Genomic DNA, 24,748 nt, shown 5'->3' on the forward strand with positions numbered 1-24,748 from the left:
GACGGTAACCACTTTCAGTGCTTCAGATACTAACCTCAAAGCGGGTGAAACGGCGACGATTTCCATTGTATTGAGTGAAGCCAGTACGACTTTCACTTCATCAGACATCACCGTATCTGGTGGCTCGCTGAGTAATTTCAGTTCGACTTCAAGCACACAATATAGTGTGCTCTTTACGCCAACGGCGGATTCAGAGGCCAATGCCACGTTAGACATTGCAGCAGATACTTTTAGCGATGCAGCAGGCAATAACAACACCGCAGCAACACAGCTGCCCATAACGGTGGATACCAAAGCCCCAACGGGTCACAGTGTGTCACTGGGCGATACGTTATATTCCAACACTGAAAAAACTGCAGCCTCGTTTAGCTTTAGCAGTGCCGAAGTAGGCGCAACCTACAGCTATACTATTTCGAGTAGCAATGGCGGCACGTCAGCAACGGGCAATGGCACGGTAACCTCTGCAAGCCAAACTATTTCTAATATAGATTTAAGTGCACTGAATGACGGTACACTCACGCTGTCAGTGACACTGACAGATACCGCAGGGAACGCTGCATCAGCGGTTACCGCAACCAGTGAACTAGATACATCTAGCCCATCAGTGACAACATTCAGTGCATCTGACACTGCACTTAAGGTTGGTGAAACCGCAACGGTTACTATTGTGTTGAGTGAGTCGAGTGATAATTTCACAGTAGATGATGTGAGTGTTTCAGGAGGGACTTTAAGTAATTTTACAGCTACTTCTGGCACGCAATATAGCGTGGTGTTCACGCCGAGTGAAAATTCAGAAGCGAATGCCACGCTTGATATTCTTGCTGATAAGTTTACCGACGGCGCAGGCAACCCAAATACAGCGGCGCAACAAATCAACTTGAGTGTCGATACCAGTGCGCCGACAGGGCAAGCCGTCAATATAGATCAAGCACTTATCAATAGAGATAATGAGTCTGCTCTAAGCTTTAGTTTAACTGGTCTTGAGAGTTCAGGTACATTTACATACAGCATCACAGATACAAATAATGCCTCGGTGACTGGTAATGGCAATATTACAGCTGCTACCGCTCAAGTATCCGCGATTAATGTGAGTAATCTGGCTGAAGGTACTTTGACGGTATCGGTGACTGTAACAGATGTAGCTGGAAACAGCGCAGATCCGATTTCAGATACAGTGACTAAAAAGTATAACGTGGCGCCGACTTTATCTGGCCAGCCTACAGCGTCGATTGCGCAAGGCCAAGCTTATAGCTTTACCCCTACTTTGGTTGATCCAGATGAGCAAGATACACACACTTACAGTATCACCAACTTGCCTAGCTGGTTGACGTTTAGCACGACGACAGGAGTGCTTTCTGGCACGCCAAGGGATGCTGATGTAGGCGATTACAATGGCATTGTGATTTCGGTGAATGATGGCACTGATTCGGCGTCATTGGCGAGCTTTAATATTGAAGTGACCAATGTCAACGATGCGCCAAGTGGCACAGCGTTTAATTTTGCGACTCAAGAAGCAGGCACGCTGAGCGTAACTGCGCAAGCAGGTTTACTCAGCACTGCAACAGATGACGATACTGATAACGGAGATACGCTCACTGTAGAACAGGTCGCCGCTCCTTCATTTGGTCAGTTGACACTGAATACAGATGGTAGCTTTACCTATCAGCATGATGGTAGTGAAAACCATACTGATCAATTTACCTATCGGGTTAAAGATGCATCAAACGCGACATCTGAGACGTATACGGTGACGATTAATGTCACGCCAGTTGCGGATGCGCCAACAGCGGTGAATGATGTGTTGACCGTGGTTGAAGATAATGCAGGTAACATCAATTTATTGGCTAACGACAGCGATCCTGAGCAAGATATGGTGGCCTCCTCTGCAACGGTTGTTACGGCACCGAGCAAAGGGAGTGTGAGCCTATTAAATGGGGTTGCGACCTATACACCAAATGCCAATGAAAATGGTGTAGATACCTTCACTTATACAGTCAAAGATGCGCAGCAAAACACCTCTAACACGGCGACGGTGACGGTGACTATTACCGCTGATAATGACCTCCCTGTAGCGAAAGAATTGGTGATTAATACATCTGAGGATACTCATTCAGATCCGCTGCAAGTTCGTGCGCAGACCACGGATATAGAGGATGGTATACCAACAGGAGACTTGGCAATATCGACTCAGCCGAGTAAAGGCAGTGTTGTTATCGACCAACAGCAGGGTACGTTTGTTTATCAACCTGCTGCAAATCAAACAGGCTCAGATAGCTTTGCTTACACGGTAGCAGATAGCGCTGGAGCTGTATCTGCAGCGATGACAATTACCGTCAATATTGGCGCGATAAACGATAAACCCGTGGCCGCTGCTGACAGTGTCACAACCGATGAAGATGTGAGCACTCTGTTGTCGATTTTATCAAACGACAGTGATGTAGAAGATCAAGGTTTCAACGGGGCGAATATTACACTTGAGGATCAAGGTAATGGCGCTGGTAGCTATGAAAAAGCCATGGTGACTATCCAAGCCGACGGACAGCTTAATATTGCGCCTGTTGCAAACCAAAATGGCACCTTCACGTTTAACTATACCCTGACTGACAGCGAAGGGTTAACCTCTGATCCCGCCCAAGTAACTGTCACTCTAACCCCTGTGAATGACGCGCCAGTGGCCGTTGATAACACTGCGAGTTTGCAAGAAGAGGGCTCATTTGAAGTGAACGTCTTGGGTAATGATACGGACGTAGATGAAAATGACAGCTTTAATCTTGCAAGTGTAACTGTGGTTGACCAGCCTCAATTTGGTCAGGCGGTTGTCAATGCGCAAGGCGGGATTGTGTATACCCCGAACGAGCATTACTTTGGCGATGATACTTTTACGTATACGGTTCAAGATGTAGCGGGCGCAACGTCTAATAAAGCCACAGTAACAATGACGGTGACCCCTGTGAACGATGCGCCGATTGCGCAGGCTCAAAACCTGAATTTAGATGAAGATGGCCGTTTACTTGTTACGCTCAGTGCGACTGATCAGGAAAATGATACGCTGAGCTACCGTGTTGTCACTGGTGTGTCTAACGGGACATTGGTGCAGCAATCAGATACGACTTGGTTATATACTCCGACATCAAATTTCAACGGGGTAGACACATTTACGTTCGTAGCAAGTGACGGCACTGATGACTCTGCGGCTGCAACTGTCTCTTTGACTGTCAACGCGGTGAATGACCAACCTACGGTCACAGGACAAGCTGTTAGCGTAGATGAAGAGACACAGGTAAATATCACTCTAAATGCAGAAGACATAGACAATGATAACCTCACTTATCAGATTGTTGGTGAACCAAGCAATGGTAGCTACTCACTCAATGGTAATGTGTTGAGCTATACAAGTAACTTAGATTACTTTGGAGCGGATAGCTTTACCTTTAAAGTGAACGATGGTCAGGCAGACTCAGAATTAGCGACGGTGAATATTACTGTCAATAATATCAATGATGCGCCAACGATTTCAGGCAGTCCAAGTAACCAAGTTAATGAAGACAGTGCATACAGCTTTGTGCCTACCGCCGAAGATAAAGATGGCGACAATTTAACATTTACCATTGAAAACTTACCGAGTTGGATGTCTTTCAATAGCACAACTGGTGCGATATCAGGCACGCCTGTCAATGCAAATGTTGGTCTTTACACAGGCATTGTGATCAGTGTTTCAGATGGTACAGAAACGGCCGCACTCACTGCGTTTAATATCACTGTTGTTAATACCAATGATGCACCAACGATAAGCGGCGCTCCTTCAACTTCTATCGATGAAGACAGTGCGTATAGCTTTACGCCAATCGCAACGGATATTGATGGGGATACCTTAACCTTTAGCATTCAAAATGCACCAGCTTGGATTGAATTTAATACTGCCACAGGGGAAATGACAGGCACACCGCTTGACGCCAATGTTGGTACCGGCACCAACATTATTGTCTCTGTCAGCGATGGTCAGATAAGCGCGTCTTTAGCGGCGTTTGATATTGTTGTTAATAATACCAATGATGCCCCGACAGCAATTGCACCAAGCTTTAATATTAGCGAGGGAGCAACTCTGAATGTCAGCAGTACTGAAGGCCTACTGAGCGGTAACTTTGCCCTTGACGATGATTTAGATAGCAATGATGTATTGTCGATTGTTGATTTAACTCAGCCAACGTTTGGCACCTTGAGTGTGAATGCAGATGGCAGCTTCGCCTACGCGCATAACGACAGTGAAACGCAGAGCGATAGCTTTACCTATCGATTACAAGACAGCTTTGGTGCTCAATCTGCGGTTGTGACTGCGACCATTGCAATCACGCCAGTGTCCGACTCTCCTGTTACTTTGGATGACAGCGCGCAAACTAATGAAGATACGCCGGTGACGGTAAATCTATTAAGCAATGACACGGATCCTGAAGGGGATATTGTGGCCTCTTCTGCTGTAGTCGTTGATCAACCCGCTATTGGCTCTGTATTAATTGAAAACGGAGTAGCGACTTATACACCTAATCGAGATGTAAATGGCACTGATTTATTTACCTATATCATATCAGACCAAGATGCCAATAATTCAGACAAAGCCACAGTGTCTATCACCATCTCGGCGATAAATGATGTGCCCCAAGTTGAAGATATCTCGGTAAACATTGACGAAGATGCTGAGCAGACCAGCATCAACGTCAGGGCCTTTGCTACGGATATTGAAGATGGTATCCCAACAGGCGATATTTCAGTCGTCACGGCACCACAAAAAGGCAATGCAGTTGCTAATGGCGATACGGGCTCAATTGAGTATACGCCGTTTGAAGACGATGAAGGTACCGATAGCTTCACTTATACAATTGCAGATAGCAACGGAGCTGTTTCAGAGTTGGCCACTGTGTCAATTAATATCGGTGAAATCAATGATGCGCCAATCGCAGCAGATGATAGTGTGACAACGCAAGAAGATACACCAATCACGCTGAATGTTTTATCAAATGACACCGACGTGGAAGACGAAGGCTTTAACGGCGCGAATATTACGTTACAAAATAATGGGGTGTTTGATTTCGCAACTGTGGCTATTTTAACGGATGGTCAATTGCAAATTACTCCGTCACAAGACCAAAATGGTCAGTTCAGCTTCACCTATACCCTGAATGATAGTGAGGGGTTAAGCTCCTTACCAGCCACAGTCAATCTGACGATTGAAGCTGTAAATGATGCGCCAGTGGCCATTAACGATATTGCTGCCCTTGAAGAGGAAGGGGCGTTTGCGGTGAATGTGCTGGGCAATGATACAGACGTGGATGGTAACAATGAAATAGACCCATCAAGTGTGACAATTGTGAGTTCTCCTGCAAAAGGGCAAGTCAGTATCGATGGTTTAGGGCGAATTGTATACACCGCCAATACCAATGAAGTGGGTAATGATACCTTTACTTACACAGTCAAAGACACTTCAGGCCTAGAGTCCAATGTCGCCACTGTGACAATGACCATAGATAATGTCAACGATGCGCCAGATGCCCAAGATGATAGCTATTCAGAAGAAACCTTTGATGAAGCAACGGGCACATATCGCTTAGCGGTGCTGAGCAATGACAGCGATGTGGATACTGGGGATTTACTGACACTTTTAAGTGCTCAGGCGTCGGTGGGCAGTGTAACCGTTGAAGGTAATGAACTGGTCTACACACCAGAAGATACGTTTAATGGTGTAGTGATCATCGATTATGTGATCAAAGATGAGGCTGGCGAAATCAGCAGGGCTGTTGCTGAGCTGACAGTGGTTAGAAATGATGCGCAAGGTACGCCGCCGACCATTAATGTGCCTGCTGATATTAATGTCAATGCAACGGCTCTATTTACCAAAGTTGAGCTTGGTAATGCAACGGCTTCAGACAGTAATGGCAATGTTATTGGCGTATCACTGGTGGACAACAATGTGTTATTCCCTCCAGGGCGTCACCTAGCAACGTGGCAAGCCCAAGATAGTAATGGATTAAGCACCTTTGCAACTCAAAATGTATTTGTCAATCCATTGATTTCTTTATCAAAAGATATGCAGTTATCTGAAGGGCAAAACTTTACATTAGGTGTGTTTTTGAATGGTGAAGCGGCGCAATACCCTGTGCAAATTCCGTATACGGTATCAGGGACCGCGAATAGTGCAGATCATACACTCTCGAGTGGTACGATTACCATACGTGCTGGCATTGAGGGAGAGATCCCATTTAGTGTTTTCGAAGATGGATTGAGTGAAGGAAATGAAACGATCATTGTAACTCTGGATGAGTCATTGAATCGAGGTGCTAAGTTTACTACGCAGATCACCATTGTAGAGCAAAATGTCGCACCTGATATTGTTTTGAATGCTTCACAAAATAATGAATTGCGTACTACGGTTACGGCAAATGAACAATTGGTGACGATTACTGCACAAATTAGCGACCCCAATATTGGTGATACTGTGCAGTTACAATGGAGCGCATTAGATGCTGAGTTGCAAAATATTAGTACAGTAGATAGTGAGTTTGCATTCTCGCCGCAATCATTGACGACGGGTATTTATGGCATTTCTATCACAGCGACTGATGATGGAGAACCTAACTTATCTAGTACTGCTCAGATTTATCTAGAAGTAGTCCCTGAGCTTGCTGTTTTAACCGCGCAAGATACGGATGGCGACCTCATCCCAGACAATGAAGAGGGGCACAGTGACTCTGATAATGACGGTATACCTGATTATCAAGATGCGATCACTGATTGTAATGTAATGCAAGAGCAAGTACTCGAGTCATCACAGTTTTTGATCGAAGGTGAGCCCGGCGTCTGTATTAGAAAAGGCGTTACGATTGCGCAAAATAGCACTGGTGGTGTTCAACTTTTACCAGAAGAGCTACAACAAGATGACACTGCGACAAATATAGGGGGGCTATTTGACTTTATTGCGTTTGGGCTACCTCAAGCTGGTGATAGTTATAGTATTGTTATTCCACAGCGAAACCCAATACCTTTAAATGCAGTATATCGCAAGTTGAAAGGCGAGCAGTGGGTTGACTTTGTTATAGATGAGCAAAACAAAATTTATTCATCGCTTGGTGAACCTGGCTATTGTGCCCCTCCTGGCAGTGATGTTTGGGTGGAAGGTCTCACTGAGGGAGACTGGTGTGTAAAACTTCAAATCGTGGATGGTGGACCTAACGATGATGATGGCATAGCGAACGGCAGCATTATAGATCCTGGTGGTGTTGCCGTCATAAATAATGGTAATACGTTACCAGTGGCGAGTGCCGATGAAAAAATAGTTGGATCTGGCCAATCTATTCAGATAGATGTTCTTGCCAATGATACCGATGCTGATGGAGATACATTGACTATTACCAGTGCGTCAGTTGATTTCGGTACTGTGGTTATTGAAGAGAACAAATTACTCTACACACCACCTGAAACTTTTGTTGGTTTAGCTACGATCCAGTACAGCATCACAGATGGGCAAGGCGGTACAGCAAGTAGTACAGTAGCCGTTAACTTAACTGTAAATGCTGCACCTACAACAACGTTAGACCAAGCTTCTACTACTGATAAAGCTTCTATTACATTAAATGTGCTCGAAAATGACTTTGATGCGGATGGAGATGCACTCTCTGTCATTGAGGCGGTAGCAGAACAAGGTGCCGTGGCTTTAAATTCAGACGGCACAATTACTTACACGCCGAAACTAGGATTTGAAGGCGTTGATATCGTTACATATACCGTGGTGGACAGTAAAGGGGCGATATCAAAAGGAGTTGTACAAGTGACGGTGACCGCTTACAAAACGATTGCTGTCGAAAATAAATCATCAGGTAGCTTAGGAGGGGGCCTTATTGTGATACTTTCAGCGCTGTTAATTCGTAGACGTAAATCTATTTTACCGAGTTTTGCCATGATCTCTTTGAGTTGCCTTTTGCCCTCATCTGCTTATGCAGACAATTGGGTTTTAAAAGGGACTGTTGGTGAAGCCCGTGCAGGAGAGCGATTAGATAATAGTTCCGGCCTTCAAATTCAAGACATTGATAATACTAGTGGGTCCTGGTCTGTAAGTAGTTTTTACGAATTACTCCCAAACTGGCATATTGGTGTTGGCTATGTCGATTTAGGGCAAGGAAGGGTAAATTTTGTTGGAGAAAGCTTATCGCCAAATGAGGCGCACTTGGCTGTTTCTCGCATTGCGCCTGTATTACCAGAGGGGTTTACAGTACAGGTAAATTATGACTTGTTTAAATGGCAAAAGCTCAGTGGCCAAGTGTTCATAGGTGCATTTGATTGGGAGTATAAAATTACCAGCACACGAGATACTCGCTTTCTACAAACCTATGAGGCTGCAGAAACGAATGCCTTTATGGGCGCAGAGCTAGGCTACAAATTGAGTGAGCGCTTAGAAGTGGGGGCACAATACCGTTATTTTGATATCAGTGAAAATAATATTAATGAGTTTTCGTTGTTTATAGGGGTTGAGTTCTAACACGCTTTAAGTGAGGGCACGATAAATTATATTGTGCTCTCATTTTTTTGAATAACTTCACCATGTTTTGAACGTTTTAGGCCGCTCATTTTAAAAGTGCAGACTTATAATATCGGGCAGTACAAATATCAAGCACTCCTTATCTCTCTTTCCTTCTTTTGAATTTAAAATTTATAACTCACCTCAATCGAGAACTAAATAACTAACAACTTAAATTAATCATCCATAACAGGTGTGTTGTCATAATTTTATCTTGTTAGGTGGGTAAGGTAACTTGGGGAATTTTTAATTTAATTGTTTATTTTGCAACCCCATTCGTTTTAATTAACTTTATATTTACTGCCTTTTGCAGCTGTTATCAAGTTTTTGGTTCTGACTTTATAACTTTAGCTGTGCATTTTTATTGTACTGAAAATAATTTGTAACTAAATTATATTTAATAATGAAAAATTTAATATGTTTTTTTTGATGTCGTTTTCTGATTGATTTTAATTTAGTTAAAGTGTATAAATCTCGTGATTTTTATTTGAGTTTTTATTTAAAGGGAATTAATGCGTCTGTTAGCGGATGATAGTTACTTTGAAACCATAAAGGTTTCAAAGGTAGCGTTATTAAAAGTTGTTCTTATTTTATTCTCATGTGCAATTTCGGTTGTACATGTTGAAGCATTTTATTACCAGTACAACTATCCCAAATGGGTTGTTTTTGATCTCTTTTGTATCTTTCTTATATCTTTATCAGTTTACTTCTCACCTAGAATTAGTGTCAATATTGTTAGTTTACTAGTAGGGTTATTGTCTCTATACATGCTCTTTAGTCTAATGTGGGTGCCGAACCGATTCGAAGGCATACAGTTTATTATTAGATTCTTGGCGACTGTAATATCGATATTTACATTAGCATCTTTAATAAAAAAAGAACGCCTAATTGACATACTCACAGAAAGTGTTTTTTACAGTACAGTTGTATTTAGTTTAGTGCTTGTCTACGAACGTTATTTGTTAGGAATAACATACGGTGATACAAACTTTTCGCCGGTTGGGTTTGTTAACTATCTCGGACAAGTTTTAAATATTTGGATCCCCATACTTGTTCTATCTATATATATTAAGCGTAAGTCCATAGCTCACTTAGTATTGGGCTTGGCTAGCTTAATGTTGCTTATGAACCTATTAGTCGAGTCAAACACTCGAGGCACTATTTTGGGGTTGTTGAGTGCCGAAATATTAGTCTTGTTGCTTGTTCTAATAAAAACAAAGAAATTTGCTTTTAAATACCTTTCGATTTCATTCGTGTTTGTGTTGGCTGTTGTAACTTTCAGTTATTGGAAAAATGCTGGAACCGAAAAACTAGAAGAGCAAGTTCAATCTATTCAGAATATGGATACCGGTCGGGATAATATATTTTTAAATACATTGGATATGGTGAAAGAAAACCCCTTTGGTGTTGGGGTTAATAACTTTGAGTTTGTTCATCAAAAGTATTCGAAAGCTGGCACCTCAGAGTCATCACCATATGTATCTAGATATCAAGTGCTGCTTTCGCCATACAATATAATTCTAAAATTTTATAGTGAACTGGGTTTGATTGGGGGGAGTTTATTTGCACTTCTTTATGGTTTTGTTCTGTTTAGAGCATTAAGGAATTTATTAAATGGCAACTTTATAGATGCATGGATTTTTATGGCAGTGTTCTCATTGTCGTTTCATGCCATGTTTAGCTCAGTCTATTTAACCCCAGTTAGTTTATTTTTTTCAGTTATTTTATTCTCTGTTGTTTTTTCCAGAGATAAGCCTGATACACGATTTACTTCGATTGGAAAGAAAAGCTCAATATTAATTTTTTTACCTGTAGCACTGAGCTTGACTTATCTATCTGTAGTAAAAACAGCTTCAGGGTATTTGACTTCAAAAGGTGCTCGCTTGGGAGAAACTAAGCTTGTTGAAAAAGCATTAAAGATAAACCCTCACGATTATTTTGCAGCTGTTCGACTTGCTGATCTTTATTTATATAAAGAGCGTAATAAGAGTACTGCTTTAAAAAGCTTAGAGCATGCAATCAATTTATACCCTTATCATGTTTATCTTTTAATAAGAGCAGCTGAGCTATCGTTGCAATTAGGTTTAACCGAAAAGGCGGCGCAATATAAGCAACGAGCCTTAGATATTTACCCAAGTAACTATAGAGCTTCGGTGATTGATACGGGGGGAACATAAAACCCGACTGTAAATATTTACCCAATACAATTTTGAATACAGACAGTTCATTGATGAACGTTATTTTAATAAAGGAAAACGATGAAAATAAAATTACATTGCTTTACTTTGACACTGCTTGCTTGTGTCAGCCTCACCGGTTGTGGTGGCAGTGATGACCAAGCTGCCAATGACTTAGGAAAACCTCCTATCACTAAACCAGACCCCAAGCCAGATCCCAAGCCAGACCCCAAACCTGAGCCAGGGAAAAAAGTAGCTGAACATAAAATGGAAAAGTCTAAATTAGGGGGTGGCCGAGTCCAGAAAACGACCTCTGGTGCCCATGATTTAGCTGCAACTGTGTCGATCGTGACTAAAAAATCTAGTTCAGAGAACTTTAGCCTCTCTAACGCTGCAACCAATTAATTAAAATTAAAAAATATTAAAGGGAATATATGTTTATTAAAAATGCTATCGCAGCAGCACTTGCTACTGTGAGCGTTATCTCTGCTCCGGCCATAGCTGCTCAACTAAACCATCAAGGTACGTTGACTAATTCCAATACACAAGAAGCTGTGAACGGCACTGTATCAATGACATTTAAGTTGTACTCGCAAGACCTTGTTGTTTGGGAGTCTACCAGAGAGGTCGAGGTCGTTGATGGTGCTTACACCATCAGGTTAGGTGAAAATAATGATATTGATGCGTCAATATTTAAAAATAAAGACTTAGAACTTGGCATTACCGTTGGTGACGATACTGAAATGTCGCCTCGCCTTAGCATTGACACGGCACCGAGTGCTTATCATGCGGATGTTGCAAGTAGAGTTGAAGGTGATGTTGATGCAACGCAAGTTTCAATTGGTGGCAATGTAATTATTGATGAAAACGGTCGTTGGTTAGGTGATAGTACTGGTCTTCGAGGCGCGGATGGTGCAGACGGCCAAGATGGTGCCGATGGATTGCCTGGAGCCCAAGGTGAAAAGGGTGAAAAAGGTGATACGGGTGCGCAAGGTGTGCCCGGTATTCAAGGCGAAAAGGGTGATACCGGTGCGCAAGGTGAGCGCGGTGAAAAAGGTGAAACTGGTGCACAAGGTGAAGTTGGCCCACAAGGTGAAACAGGTGCACAGGGTGAAAAAGGTGATAAAGGCCTTCAGGTAAAAGGCGCTTGGAGTGAAGTTGCTGCCTATGTCATCGATGATGTTGTGTCGTTTGACGGTAGTCTTTATATCGCTATTGCAGAAATAAGCGCACCAGAGGGAGAAATAAACCCCAATCCTGTTGTTGCATCTAATGTTTGGAGCCTATTAGTTGCTCGTGGCGAACAAGGTGAAGCAGGTCAAGTCGGTGAGAAGGGTGACAAAGGCGACAAAGGTGATGCCGGAGCACAGGGTATTCAAGGTGAAAAAGGTGACCAGGGCCTTCAAGGCTTAAAAGGTGATAAAGGCGATAAAGGTGACCAAGGTATCCAAGGTGTCCAAGGTATCCAAGGTGTTCAGGGCCTAAAAGGTGATAAAGGCGACACGGGTGAGCAGGGCATACAAGGTATTCAGGGTACCCAAGGTGAAAAAGGTGACAAAGGTGACAAGGGTGACCGTGGCCTTGTTATGAAAGGCAATTGGAGCGCGACAGAAGCATACGAAGTCGACGATGTGATCGTGCATGCAAACAATGCTTATATTGCTAGAGTTGCAGTCGCAGCGGTTGTTGAAGGGAACGAACCTAACTTACCTCCATCAAATACTAACGATAGCTGGTTACTGTTATTCAACGGTGTGGGTTCAGGTCTAGCTGGTAAAGATGGCCTAGATGGTCGTGATGGCGCGCCGGGTCAGCAAGGTATTCAGGGTCTACCAGGCGAAAAAGGTGAAAAAGGCGAAAAAGGTGAGCAAGGTCTCCAAGGTGAGCAAGGCTTACAAGGTTTACCAGGTGCTCAAGGTATTCAGGGTGAAAAGGGTGACCAAGGCCTTCAAGGTGAGAAAGGTGAAAAAGGTGACGCTGGTGCTCAGGGTATCCAAGGTATTCAGGGTGAAAAGGGTGAGAAAGGCGACAAAGGTGAAAAAGGTGATACTGGTGCTCAAGGTATTCAAGGCATTCCAGGTGAAAAAGGTGAGCGAGGTCTGCAAGGCGAGCAAGGTATTCAAGGTATCCAGGGTATCCAAGGTGAGAAAGGTGAGAAAGGCGACAAAGGTGATCGCGGCTTATCTATCAAAGGCAATTGGAGCGCAACCGATGCTTACGAAATCGATGACGTCATTGTCCACGAAAACAATGCCTATATTGCCCGAAAAGTCGTGGTTGCAGTAGTAGAAGGTGGTGAGCCAAATCTGCCTCCATCAAACACCAATGATAGCTGGTTATTATTGTTTAATGGCGTTGGCTCTGGCTTGGCCGGTAAAGATGGATTAGACGGTAAAGACGGTTTAAATGGTGCTGATGGTAAAGACGGTTTAAATGGTGCTGATGGTAAAGACGGTTTAAATGGTGCAGATGGTATCAATGGGATCAATGGTGTAGACGGCACCGATGGTATCGACGGCAAAGATGGTAAAGACGGTGAGAAAGGTGAGCCTGGGGAAAAAGGCGATCCTGGTCAAAAAGGTGATAAGGGAGACAAAGGTTTACAAGTAGTAGGTGCTTGGTCTTCTGTATCAGCTTATGCGATAGACGATGTTGTTACCTTTGAAGGCAGTGCATACATTGCAAAAGTTGCAATTTCTGCAAGTGAGCAAGCAAACCTTTCACCAAAAGAGGCGACAACACAGTGGACGTTGTTTGCGTCCAAAGGTGATACTGGTATTACGTTTATTGCTGAGGGCTATAACTTAGTTACTGAATTCAATGCGGGTGATGTGATCACATATATGGGGAGTGCTTATATTGCAACACAAAGCACAGTAGCTGTGCCTCCTACAGACCCACAGGGTAATTTACAGCAGCCATGGCAGCTATTAGCTAAAGGCGCAAGTTATGATGAATCACAATTTGCATTGAAAGCTGATTTACCTGATATGACTGTCTATGTGTCTAAAGCAGAGTTTACCGCTGGACTAGAGTCTAAAGCAGATACGATTACAATTACAGGTATGCTTGATACGAAAGTAGATAAAACAGCGTTTGATTCAGCGCTTAGCTTAAAAGCCGACGTAACTTTACTTGATTCTAAGCTGGCTGTTAAAGCTGACCAAACTACGGTTGATACAGCCCTTGCGAGCAAAGCGGATCAAGTTGCGGTTGATACAGCCCTTGCCAGCAAAGCAGATCAAACGGCTGTAAATACAGCACTTGCGAGCAAAGCGGACCAAGCTACGGTTGATACAGCCCTTGCCAGTAAAGCGGACCAAGCTGTGGTCAATACAGCCCTTGCGAGCAAAGCGGACCAAGCTGCGGTTGATACAGCCCTTGCCAGCAAAGCAGATCAAACGGCTGTAAATACAGCCCTTGCGAGCAAAGCGGACCAAGTTGCGGTTGATACAGCCCTTGCCAGTAAAGCAGATCAAACGGCTGTAAATACAGCCCTTGCGAGCAAAGCGGACCAAGCTGCGGTTGATACAGCCCTTGCCAGCAAAGCAGATCAAACGGCTGTAAATACAGCACTTGCGAGCAAAGCGGACCAAGCTGCGGTTGATACAGCCCTTGCCAGCAAAGCAGATCAAACGGCTGTAAATACAGCACTTGCGAGCAAAGCGGACCAAACTGCGGTTGATACAGCCCTTGCCAGTAAAGCGGACCAAGCTGCGGTTGATACAGCCCTTGCCAGCAAAGCAGATCAAACGGCTGTAAATACAGCACTTGCTAGCAAAGCGGACCAAGCTGCGGTTGATACAGCCCTTGCCAGCAAAGCGGACCAAACAGCGGTTGATACGGCCCTTGCCAGCAAAGCAGATCAAGCAATCATGAATGATGCGTTAGCAGGTAAGGCGGACAAAGCCGTCGTAGACACTGCGCTTGCGAATAAAGCAGATAAGACAGCAATGAATGCTGCATTAGCAGATAAAGCGGACAAAGTTGCGATTGATATAGCACTTGCGGGCAAAGCGGATCAAACAGCGATGAACGCAGCATTAGCTGGGAAGGCTAATCAAGCAGCGGTAGACACTGCCCTTGCAACTAAAGCGGATAAAACGACCATTGATGCAGCTTTGAATAACAAAGCAAACCAAGCGGATATGAATACGGCTTTGGCGCTTAAAGCAGATAAGACATCCGTAGATGCCTCTTTGGCAGAGAAAGCCAGCACAACTTATGTGGACAATGCAGTACAGCACTCAATGAAGCTCAACCCCGCTAAATTAGCATGGAGTACAACTATTTCCTATCAAGCCGGAGAAGTGGCTAGATATTTGGATGGTCACCTTTACATCGCACTGAAGGATGTCGAAGGAGGCTCGCGAATAAATCCGGTTTTTGATACTAGTTATTGGATGCTTTTAGTTCAGGGTACCCCGAGCACCGAAAACAGAATGGTGTTTACAACAAGTCAGCGTTACAGCGCTAATTTAGGAAGGGTTTCGGGTGCTGATGCGAGCTGTCAAGCTGCAGCTGATAGCAGTAGTGTAGTGCCTAAAGGAACTTATAAAGCCATCTTAGGCTCAGGTTCAAGGTCATCGGTAATGACTCTATTGGCCTCTGGCTATAATTACTATCGAACAGACGGTAGTTTAGTTGTGGGTAAATTTGGAGATTTCTTATCTGGCAGTCGCTCAATCGCATTTAACTACGATGAAAATGGTAATGCAGTAACGGGGGCTGTTTGGACTAACCTTGAGTCTAATGGGCAGAGATACAGTTGGGAAGCCTGTCGCGACTTTACGAGCTCAAATGGTTGGGATTATTATGCTCCTACAGGTGCAAAAATAGGTGACTCAGAATCTGTTTCAAACACTTGGTTAGATAATGGAACAGCCAATTGTAGCGCTTACGCAAGATTATATTGTGTTCAGCAATAAAGTAATTTAAAAAGAAAAGCCTATTCAGCGAATAGGCTTTTTTATTGCTCATTTCTTCAATAGCTCCACAGAATTTATTTTTTCGAATACTGTGCAGCCAATGCTCGAATTTATTATACAGCACCATTTTTAAAATTTATCTAATCGGTAATGTTGTAAAGTCTTCCCCTTCGCTTTATAGCTCATCATAAATTAACTGGATGCGCGCCACTCAAGTAGTATCTTACCTGCTGAGTGATGTATCTTGTGCTGCTTAACGAGGTGCTATGATTGATGAGGTTCTAAGAAAGTCTCATTGTACGACCGAATTTATCTGTCAAAATGCGACAGGACTTAAAATTGGCTATAAGCTCTACTTCACAATGGCTGACAGCACAATTTTATCGTCCAGAAGATTTATTTTGTTTGAGCGATGCTTTCAGAAAAGTTGCAGACTTTTATCTGAGCATTCTATTGAAATAGTCTTACTTCAAATTTATCTGAGTAGCGTTCTTGAATGGCCCTTGCACGACTACCTTCTGCATATTTAGTATCAAGAGAGCTGTATCTGATCCTTTCCATGTATATGTCAGCTTCACATGACTTTTTGTCATTCAGTGTTTCAGAGTCGAAACCATCAAGTGATGACAAGTCTACACTGAGGTTGCCGTCATCTGTTAAATCAGTATACGACTGGGCTATGCTTTCTTCATTGCCGTCTTTGTTTTTACATCGGATAGTCAGTAGAGCATCTAATCGAGTATCGGTTGCATCGTCAGGTGTCCAGTTGATTTCGACCGTATCTTGCTTATAGTAAGATTGATTTTTTTGCGGTGTAATAATGGTAAATGGTGCTGGTAATAAGAGTTCTGTCTGCAGCGTATCGTTGCTCTCGGCTCTAGTCAGCGTGACAACGAATCGTGTGTCTTTTTCGGCTACGTTAAAAGTGGCTCGGTAGTCTATATCTAAAAAACCATCATCAATTGTTAAATCTTTGGTGATGCCTGCGGCCGTGGCGTGTAATTTATCCTTATCTGAAAGTTTTATATTATTCCCGTTTCTTGAACTGACGTTGAGCTCTGCAATGACACGGCTATCTTCTCCCTGTGACGTAACATAAATATCAGCCCAAATAGCCTCTGTTTTAACATTTGCTGATTCGGTGGTTTCACTAGAGCAGCCTGCTAATAGAGAAAGCGATAAAGGAATTGCCGAAAAAGTTTTAAGATTCATGAGTGTACCCGCAGTTAAAGTGTGTACCTAATAGTAGAGCTGTTTTAGTTAAACTAAAATAACAATTAACACTTTTACACAATTTAAAACAGTTCTTAATTTTGACTAGGTGCAGGTAACTGACTTCAGGGTAAAATGATTAAATTGAACATCCATGTCCAGGTAAAAATCTAGTTCACTTTATTGGAACAATATGAATATAAAATGGATTTTAATCTATGGCAATGAAAAAATTTAATTAATCAAATTTTACAAGGAAAATAGGTTTAATATTACTCAGAATTTATAGATGTATTTATACAAGTATTTAGATAGCGAATTTGGTGACGTCCTAACAAATAAATTTTAATCCGTTTGTATTGCTAATCAACTTTGTATAAGTAAATAAGTTTGTTTTTTTAATCGGTCTTAATTGGCTCCATCCAAATTATTAATCATGAGAGACTTGCACAGAGAGGGAGTTTATATATTTTTGCGTATTGTTAAGGTTGGCGTTTTGAAAGTGAGGCTGCTTAGGCAGGCCAACGTCCGTTCCACCGTAATCACAAACACCAAGTGGGAAAATCTGCTCTAGGCTCGCAATATGATCAGACATTTGCACATTGCCATATAATCCTTGCTCAATCGCTTGTGAGACAGGCATCAGCGGGCATTTGAATATAGCGCCATCCCAGTTACCGCCCGCTTCAATTCTGCTAGTACTGAACATGGGAAATCGATTTTGACAAGCCCCTTCACTTTTGTCGTTCCATTTACCATCAAATACGCCTTCACCTTGAGCGAAAATCGCTCCATCAGGGCCAAAGCAGGTATCGTTTAAGCCCTTTGGTTTGGCAGCAGCAACATCCGCATGCTTTACAGAAGCTAGCTTTGTTAGCCACAAGTCCATCATTGCAAATGCTTGCTCGGTTGGATTAAAATTTTTGTGTGCAACCCAAATGATGTGGTTATGACTATTCCCTTTGCGATTTTCTATCCGAAGTCGGCTGTAGAAAGACGCGGACATATGGTGCATATCGAGCTCGTTTTCCAAATAGTGTCTTGCATCAATGACTGGAATATCTATATCACCTATGAATACTTGCCCAGATAAGTACGCTTTGTTCATTGCTTTAATGGAACCGACATGCCTTGGTGCGACCTTATCGATAGGTGTTGTGATATTATGATTCCCCCATAGGGTTAACCAAATAGGCACTTTATGACCGAGAGGGAGCACTATTTCTTCTTGTTGCATTTGGTGTTGGGGCTTCCAAGCTCCGATATTCGCGTTGAGGTGCAAGAATTCATCTATTGAGATTTCTTTGGCCTTTAGGGCATTCAACCCATATTGTACGCCCACATTGTCCCAAGTACTCAGCCCATACCCAAATTGGTCTGTGCCGAAGATATGTGACATATCCTGCCAATAGCTCCAGTTGGTTTCTGTCACAACATGACTGGTAAAGTGCTCTCTGATAAAGCCTTGCCTTGGATTATTAATGAATGCGGATAAGCCAAAGTAACCATTGATGCATTCGCTACTGCCTTTAGGGAAGCTAGGTACAAACCCTGACATTAACTGATTAATGGGCTGCAAGAACCCGCCTTTTTGTGGAAAACCATTGATGGCATTCATACCTTCGATGAGACGACGTCGTTCCCAATCACGCCATGATTTTTTGTTGTCTGCTCTAAACGTAAAATAGTTGTTGAGTAAGTCACAGTCTAATGCATAGGTTGTTTGTGTGATCATGTCAGGGTAGCTGTATAGGGGGATAAGCCCATCTAAAATTCCCTCACTATTTTGAGCTATCAAGTATTGGGCAAGCCCACCTCCGGACCCACCAACACCGACAGTGTAAAGAGGTGAGCCGTATAAACTGGTAAATTGCAGTTTTACTCTGCGCGCCGTGTCTTCAGCCAAAAGCATGTTGTACGTGTAGCTCGTTTTGTTACCACTAGAGCTAATGACAGCATAGCCATCAAGCAATTGCTGTGCTTGACGAGTCATGACCCGAGCGGCTTTTTGCCGACCTTGTCTAAATCCAATTCCAGAGCCGCCGTTAAATTGATAGATCAAGCGATTGTTCCATTTGCTCTTTGCTAAACGGTTGCCTATCTCGGTCTTTGTTATCGGCATAACTATGGTGTAGATAAAACGATTAATGGACCCTTGCTCTACTCTAAATAGGGGCTGAGTTGTCTTCTTTGCTTGGTCTAAGTCGGTTACTTTGCTGGCTTTAAATGTGTCGCCTTCATTTCCCAATGTGTAATAGTTAATTCGCGTTTTTATTGAGCAGTCTTTGCTATAACCGATTATTTTTTTGTTTTTATAAACAGGGATCCCTAGCATCTTATGGTTGTCTACTTCAGGTTGGCCGAGCAAAGAGTCTCGTGTCATACAATAAAAGGGGTATTGATTTGGACCTGAGTACAGGCTTTCTGTGGGACCTATCTCTCCGATTGATATTGGGAATGAAAAGCGCTCTGGAGGTCTTATGATCTGAGAAATATGAGTATTAAAATCAAGTAAATAGTTATCTTTCGGCTGCGCTTTGTTTTGAACGGCAAAGTAACGATCTTCATTTGTGTAATCTTGATAAAACCAAAATGCGAAACCAATGCTAACTAGTAATAATAAGACCAACATGAGCTTTTTTAACATAAACACCTCTATGACTCTGCCGTTACTTTAAGTTTAGAATTGGTCTTACTGTTATGTTGTTATATGTTTGTTATTTAAGGTGAACTGAAAAATATTAATATATAAAACATGATATTAAAGATTGATTTTTCATGGGTAATTGATTTTAATAGTATAGATAGCTTGATCAAAAAAACTAAAATTAACAATATTAATATGGCTGTTAAAAAGTCTTAAATACTTAAATTTTTATTTATAAAATACCACGTTGCCTTCAATTATCATGGTATCTTTGTTGGACATTTTTTAAGTGTGTTCGTCGGGCGAATAAGTACCAGCTAATATACTTTCTTGTAATAGTGTCAGTTTGTCCTTTTCAAGCGAAATAGTGTCTACGAGTATTTGTTTTTCAGGGAGTGTTAACGCCTCAGATTGATAAACGTCTTTTTCTAGTAAACTGAGCATATCGGCACGAACGCCAGCTTCTTTGTACTTTAAAAAATCAATTCCGAGGCTGCTAAACAGTAATGCTTCGTTGACCTCATCAATTTCAATGTCGACTTTTATTGCAATATCTCTTATCTCGATGACGGCTTCTTCAAAGAGTTGGATTTTTTGGTTTTTTACACTTTGGCTCTTATCTACGCGTTCTCTGGCATTAGGTAAGACTTGTTCATAGTAGTATCTCCTTGTTTGTTCACTAATTTCATCAAAATTGACATTCAGTGACAGTGCCATCAAATGATCTGAGTTACTTTGATTAGGCTTTTCTGTTAATGCATCTTGCAAGGTTGAGGCAAAATTTGCGTGCTGCGTTAACTTGTTACGCATCGAATATTGTTGAGCTTCAACGAAAGGCATGTGTTTTAAAGTTGAAATACTACTCATAGATATCCTTATTTAGTGGTTATTTAATTAAAGTATGGTGTCGATATGATCAAGGCTTAAAGTCAATGGTATCAAAACGCTTTTGAATTGCGTCTTTGTGATCTGTATTCTGTTCTAAATAGGTGCCTGCAAGCATTTCTTCTCGTTGCCGCTCCAATACCTGTCGCCTTTCGTTCAATACGCTTTTGAGCTTTTCTTTATCACTGCTCAGCAGAGTTTGAGAGCTGTTGATGTCTTGTTCCATTAAGTTGAGCATATCAATACGTACGCCCATTTCTTTATACTTTAAAAAATCAATGCCGAGGCTTCCAAACAAGAGGGCCTCATTGATTTCATGCTGTTCAATTTCAACCTCGATGGGCATGTCCATAATTTCAATAGTGGTTTCTTTGTACAGCTGAATTTCTCTCAAACGTTCATCTTCGAGTTCGGGGTCGACTCGTTCTTTAGCTATCTCGAGTGCGAGTTGATAATACTCGCGGGCTTGATCTGATATTTCGTCATAATTTCGATTAAGAGACACTGGCATTATGAGAGCGGGGTCGGTGACTTCAGGTTTGCTATTGATTGTTTTGTTCAACAGTGACGCGAACTCAGCGTGTTTTTCAATGCTTTTATTTATTGCATTGTGTTGGCTTTGAAATGCTCGATTTTGATTGATGACAGAGATGATACTCATTGATATATCCTTATAAGCGGCAACAGTGATAAAAACCTTAATTTTTTAGCAAGTAATAGGCCAGTTTATGCCGATATAAAGAAGTAATATGCTTTTATTATGCAGCTCAAAGAACGGTATAGTCTGATAGACTTTATAGATAAAGCTAAAGACAAACGCTGTGATATAAAAAAGGCGGCAAGTGAATTTGCCGCCGATTAAATATTTAAAATATTTAGAACTGGTAGTTGAACGTGAGCTCAGCGTTGCGTTCGTTAGCAGGTAAACCGCCTAAGAATAGCGCTTTACTGTAGTGTGTGCCGTCAGTTAAGTTCTCAATATTTAGCTGAAGGTGATAATTGTCAAAGTAGTAAGCTGCTGACATATCCCAGCGGGTGTAGCCATCGATTTTCGCCGTTGGTAAACCAAATGAAGGGTGGTTTACGGTACGTTCACCGACATATTGCATACCTAAACTGAGTTCAAGATCACCTCCAAATACTTGATTAACAGTATGTGTTAACCAAGTGCCAGCCATTTTTTCAGGTATCCCTTTTTTGGCTGCTTCTCTTTTGTCTGGATCTGATTCTTGATGATGAATGGATAACGCTTCTTGATATGTTGCATTCACGTTTAGCTTCCAAGCTTCAGCTAGTGCTAAGTTTAGGTCAAATTCGACACCTTTAGTCGTTTCATTGTTATCGTATTTGAACTCTGGAATACCAGCGTTAAACTCAGCGCCTTTTTGCTCATCATACTCAGGGTTGCTGTAACGTAAGTTAGTACGTTTAGTGTCAAATATAACAATTGAACCAAGTAGATCTTCGTCAAATGCAGTAAAGCGGATACCAATATCTAGAGTCTCTGATTCTGAGTCTGGTTGGTTCGGCGTTTCCACGCCATTTGTGATTGTAGATAAAATACCGAAAGCTGTGCGGCCTTTACCAACGTTCACGAATGCCGAAACTTCTGGGATGATTTGATAGTTAATACCAAGTGAATAGGTCAGGCCAGAATCATCAGTATCATATTCAGGTCTCATCCCTTTGACTCTATCAGTACCCAGGTGCTGATATTCTTGCTTAATTGTAGTGTAAGCAACGCCAGCTCTCGCAGTTAGTGCGTCTGTTAGATATAAGACTTCTTGAGCGCTAATACCGTATGCAGTAAGTGATTTATTGTAGTTACTTCTTACACTTGGGTCGTAATCCATAAAATCACCCGCGCCCCAGTTTGGATTACGAATGTCTAAAATATATGGGATTGCATTGCCGGACTTATTACCATCAGCATCATAGGCAGACCATTGCTTGAATGACATATCGCGTTGTTCATAGTTTGCACTGATAAGGTGTTCACCACTGATATCGCCATGGCTCCAACCAAGCTGCAAGTCCGCAAAGTATTGCCATGTTTGTTCATTAGAAATAGCACGTCGGTATTCCTGACGACGCGCTGCATAAGGGTGTAGCTCACCATCGTCAGTGACTAACGGAGCGCGAGGGTTCGCGTTTATGATTGAACCGTGTGCGCGGTCTGAGCGGTTCCAGTAAACATAGTTGTAAGCACCTGTTTGACGCACCAAGTCTGAATCATATTCGCGCCACAGAACTTGCTGAGTCAATGTTGACTCTTCACCCAAGTGCCAGTCATGGCGAAGTTTAAAGCGCAATTCTTGGCCGTCGTTAGGCGTAGATAACGGAGAAATAAGGCTTGAGTCACCTAAATCAATCGGTCGAAGGCCGTCTGTTGTATTAATAGAGGCAGCAAGTTGTTCACGTTGCGCTTCGGTCAATTGGATACCTAAGTACTCAATTTTGCCTGCTTCGTTAGTGATAAACTTCGGGTCATTTGGTAGATCTGCGCCTGTAAGCTTTCTTGGATCGCCATTAATACTGTCCCAGTTAACGATTCGTACCGGATCGCCTACTGAGTCAACTTGCATGGCATCATTAATATACGCCGCTGAGAATAACAAAGCATGATCTTTCGATGCTTCAAACTTTAAGCTCGCATACACTTCATCGCGGTCTTGCTGCAAATCACGGTAGCCATCACTGCGCTCATGATTCAGCACCACGCGATATGCTAAGTCATCAGTGATTGCGTTGGTTGCATCTAGCATGAGTCCGTAGGTGTTCCAGCTACCTACTTTTGCACTAAGTGCATAAGCTTCTTCAAACTGTGGCTTTTTCTCAATTAAGTTAACCACACCACCCGCTGCGCCAATACCATATAAGCCTGTTGCTGGGCCTTTTAACACTTCCATGCTCTCAATATTTGTCATAGAGCGAGTCGGGTTATAATTGTTACCCAAGCTCGCACCGCCGTACATACCATCGTATGTATAGTTGACACCTAAACCTCGGATCGCAAGGTTATCGCCAATACCATAGTTGTTACCGGCTTGTGTAAAGCCACTCACATTTCTGATGGCGTCTTGTAGCGTAATTGCAGATTGAGAATCTAGCAATTCTTTATCAACAACCACAACTGCAGCTGGTGTTTGCATCAGGGCCATGTTTGATTTGGTGGCAGTACCTGATTCTAAAATCAGTGCATTGTGCTTGTTATAAACGCTGATGCGCTCGATGTCTTCTTGGGCTTGTTCTGCAGCCTGAGCTGTTGCGACAACGCCACCTAATAAAGCAACTTTAATCGCAGTTGCAAGAACACTTTTTGAATTTAGTGAAAGAGAGAATTGCATATTACACTCCATACTTCGCAATATGATTGTTTATTCGCAGAGGGGGCGCATACTAACAGCGATGGCAAATGATAACAACTCTCATTTGCGTTTAATAAAAGTTGCCAAAGTTAATCAATGTAGCAAGTTTGTTTATTTGTTTTGTATATGTGCTTTATGGGTTTTTTAATTGTTTTGTTTGTGTTTTTATCGTTTTTTATTTGGGGGGAGGATGTTTGATTTGTTGCAATGATTGCGTTGTTGGTTACTGGTCTTATAAGAATGAAAATTGCACAACTTATTGTTTACATTGCGCTGAGCGAACAATCTCAATGTAGTGCGCCATGCTTTTTGTCTGCTCGAACAAAAAGGTTTCTTCTTTTTTCTCCACGGCTTTTATTCTATCCAGTCTAAACTCACGATATGCATTGCGCAGTAAACAGAAGGCAATAATGGTCCATTTTCCTCCCCAATAGACCAGCCCGAGCGGTTCGATATCTCGTGTACTTTGCACTTCATGGGCATCTTCGTAATATAAACAAAGTCGATTTCTACTCTCTATTGCTAAGCGGATTATCTGGCTATGATTTTGATCTTTCTCACCATGAGCGTAGCCTACTGCAAGAAAAGGTAGGTTATCGTTAAGCTGTTTGAGGTGAGGTGGTAAAACTGCATCAATTTTAGCAATGGCAGATTGAGCGTGTTGTGATAATTGTGGGTCAGTCCACGCCTTTATCATTTGGCTGCCGATAAGCAAAGCTTGAAGCTCTTGAGGAGAAAACATCATCGGCGGTAAATCATAGTCTCGGATTAAATACCCAATACCAGCCTCGCCTTCTACGGGGACACCAGAAGTTTGTAGATTTTGAATATCTCGGTAAATCGTGCGCTCAGACACTGCCAATCGCTCGGCTAGCTGTTTAGCGGTCACTGCTACTTTGCGACCTTTTAAGTGATTGACGAGTTGAAACAATCGTTCTGATTTATGCACGATTTACTCCACTAATAAT

The 24,748-nt window shown here is 42.4% G+C and carries 10 protein-coding genes; 4 read left to right on the forward strand and 6 right to left on the reverse strand.

Annotated elements, in window-relative coordinates:
- The 4 genes from N473_RS09855 to N473_RS09870 form a co-directional block, all read left to right on the forward strand.
- A partial coding sequence (locus tag N473_RS09855; RefSeq protein ID WP_063367765.1) for a tandem-95 repeat protein occupies positions 1-8,524 on the forward strand: 8,524 nt, incomplete at its 5' end.
- Between the two features lie 551 nt (positions 8,525-9,075).
- Positions 9,076-10,740, forward strand: a complete 1,665-nt coding sequence (locus N473_RS09860) for an O-antigen ligase family protein (protein WP_063367766.1) — start codon at positions 9,076-9,078, stop codon at positions 10,738-10,740.
- A gap of 81 nt (positions 10,741-10,821) precedes the next feature.
- Positions 10,822-11,145 (forward strand): hypothetical protein, encoded by a 324-nt coding sequence (locus N473_RS09865; RefSeq protein WP_063367767.1) that lies wholly within the window; start codon positions 10,822-10,824, stop codon positions 11,143-11,145.
- A gap of 29 nt (positions 11,146-11,174) precedes the next feature.
- Positions 11,175-15,668: a hypothetical protein gene (locus N473_RS09870; RefSeq protein ID WP_063367768.1), complete on the forward strand. Its 4,494-nt coding sequence runs from the start codon at positions 11,175-11,177 to the stop codon at positions 15,666-15,668.
- 450 nt (positions 15,669-16,118) lie between these two features.
- Here N473_RS09870 and N473_RS09875 read toward each other — a convergent pair whose 3' ends face one another.
- The 6 genes from N473_RS09875 to N473_RS09900 all read right to left on the reverse strand — a co-directional run bounded on the left by N473_RS09875 (position 16,119) and on the right by N473_RS09900 (position 24,729).
- Positions 16,119-16,880 (reverse strand): hypothetical protein, encoded by a 762-nt coding sequence (locus N473_RS09875; protein WP_063367769.1) that lies wholly within the window; start codon positions 16,878-16,880, stop codon positions 16,119-16,121.
- Positions 16,881-17,310: 430 nt separating this feature from the next.
- On the reverse strand, positions 17,311-19,527 hold the full coding sequence (locus N473_RS09880) for a DUF6351 family protein (protein WP_063367770.1): 2,217 nt from the start codon (positions 19,525-19,527) through the stop codon (positions 17,311-17,313).
- A gap of 285 nt (positions 19,528-19,812) precedes the next feature.
- Complete coding sequence (locus N473_RS09885; RefSeq protein ID WP_063367771.1) at positions 19,813-20,394, reverse strand: hypothetical protein; 582 nt, start codon at positions 20,392-20,394, stop codon at positions 19,813-19,815.
- Positions 20,395-20,443: 49 nt separating this feature from the next.
- Positions 20,444-21,073, reverse strand: coding sequence for a hypothetical protein (locus N473_RS09890; protein WP_063367772.1), 630 nt, complete (start codon positions 21,071-21,073; stop codon positions 20,444-20,446).
- Between the two features lie 214 nt (positions 21,074-21,287).
- Positions 21,288-23,759, reverse strand: a complete 2,472-nt coding sequence (locus N473_RS09895) for a TonB-dependent receptor (protein ID WP_063367773.1) — start codon at positions 23,757-23,759, stop codon at positions 21,288-21,290.
- A gap of 277 nt (positions 23,760-24,036) precedes the next feature.
- On the reverse strand, positions 24,037-24,729 hold the full coding sequence (locus tag N473_RS09900; RefSeq protein WP_039610828.1) for a helix-turn-helix transcriptional regulator: 693 nt from the start codon (positions 24,727-24,729) through the stop codon (positions 24,037-24,039).
- Between the last annotated feature and the right edge of the window lie 19 nt (positions 24,730-24,748).

The organism is Pseudoalteromonas luteoviolacea CPMOR-1 (assembly GCF_001625685.1).
In the GTDB taxonomy this organism is placed as follows: Bacteria; Pseudomonadota; Gammaproteobacteria; order Enterobacterales; family Alteromonadaceae; genus Pseudoalteromonas; species Pseudoalteromonas luteoviolacea_K.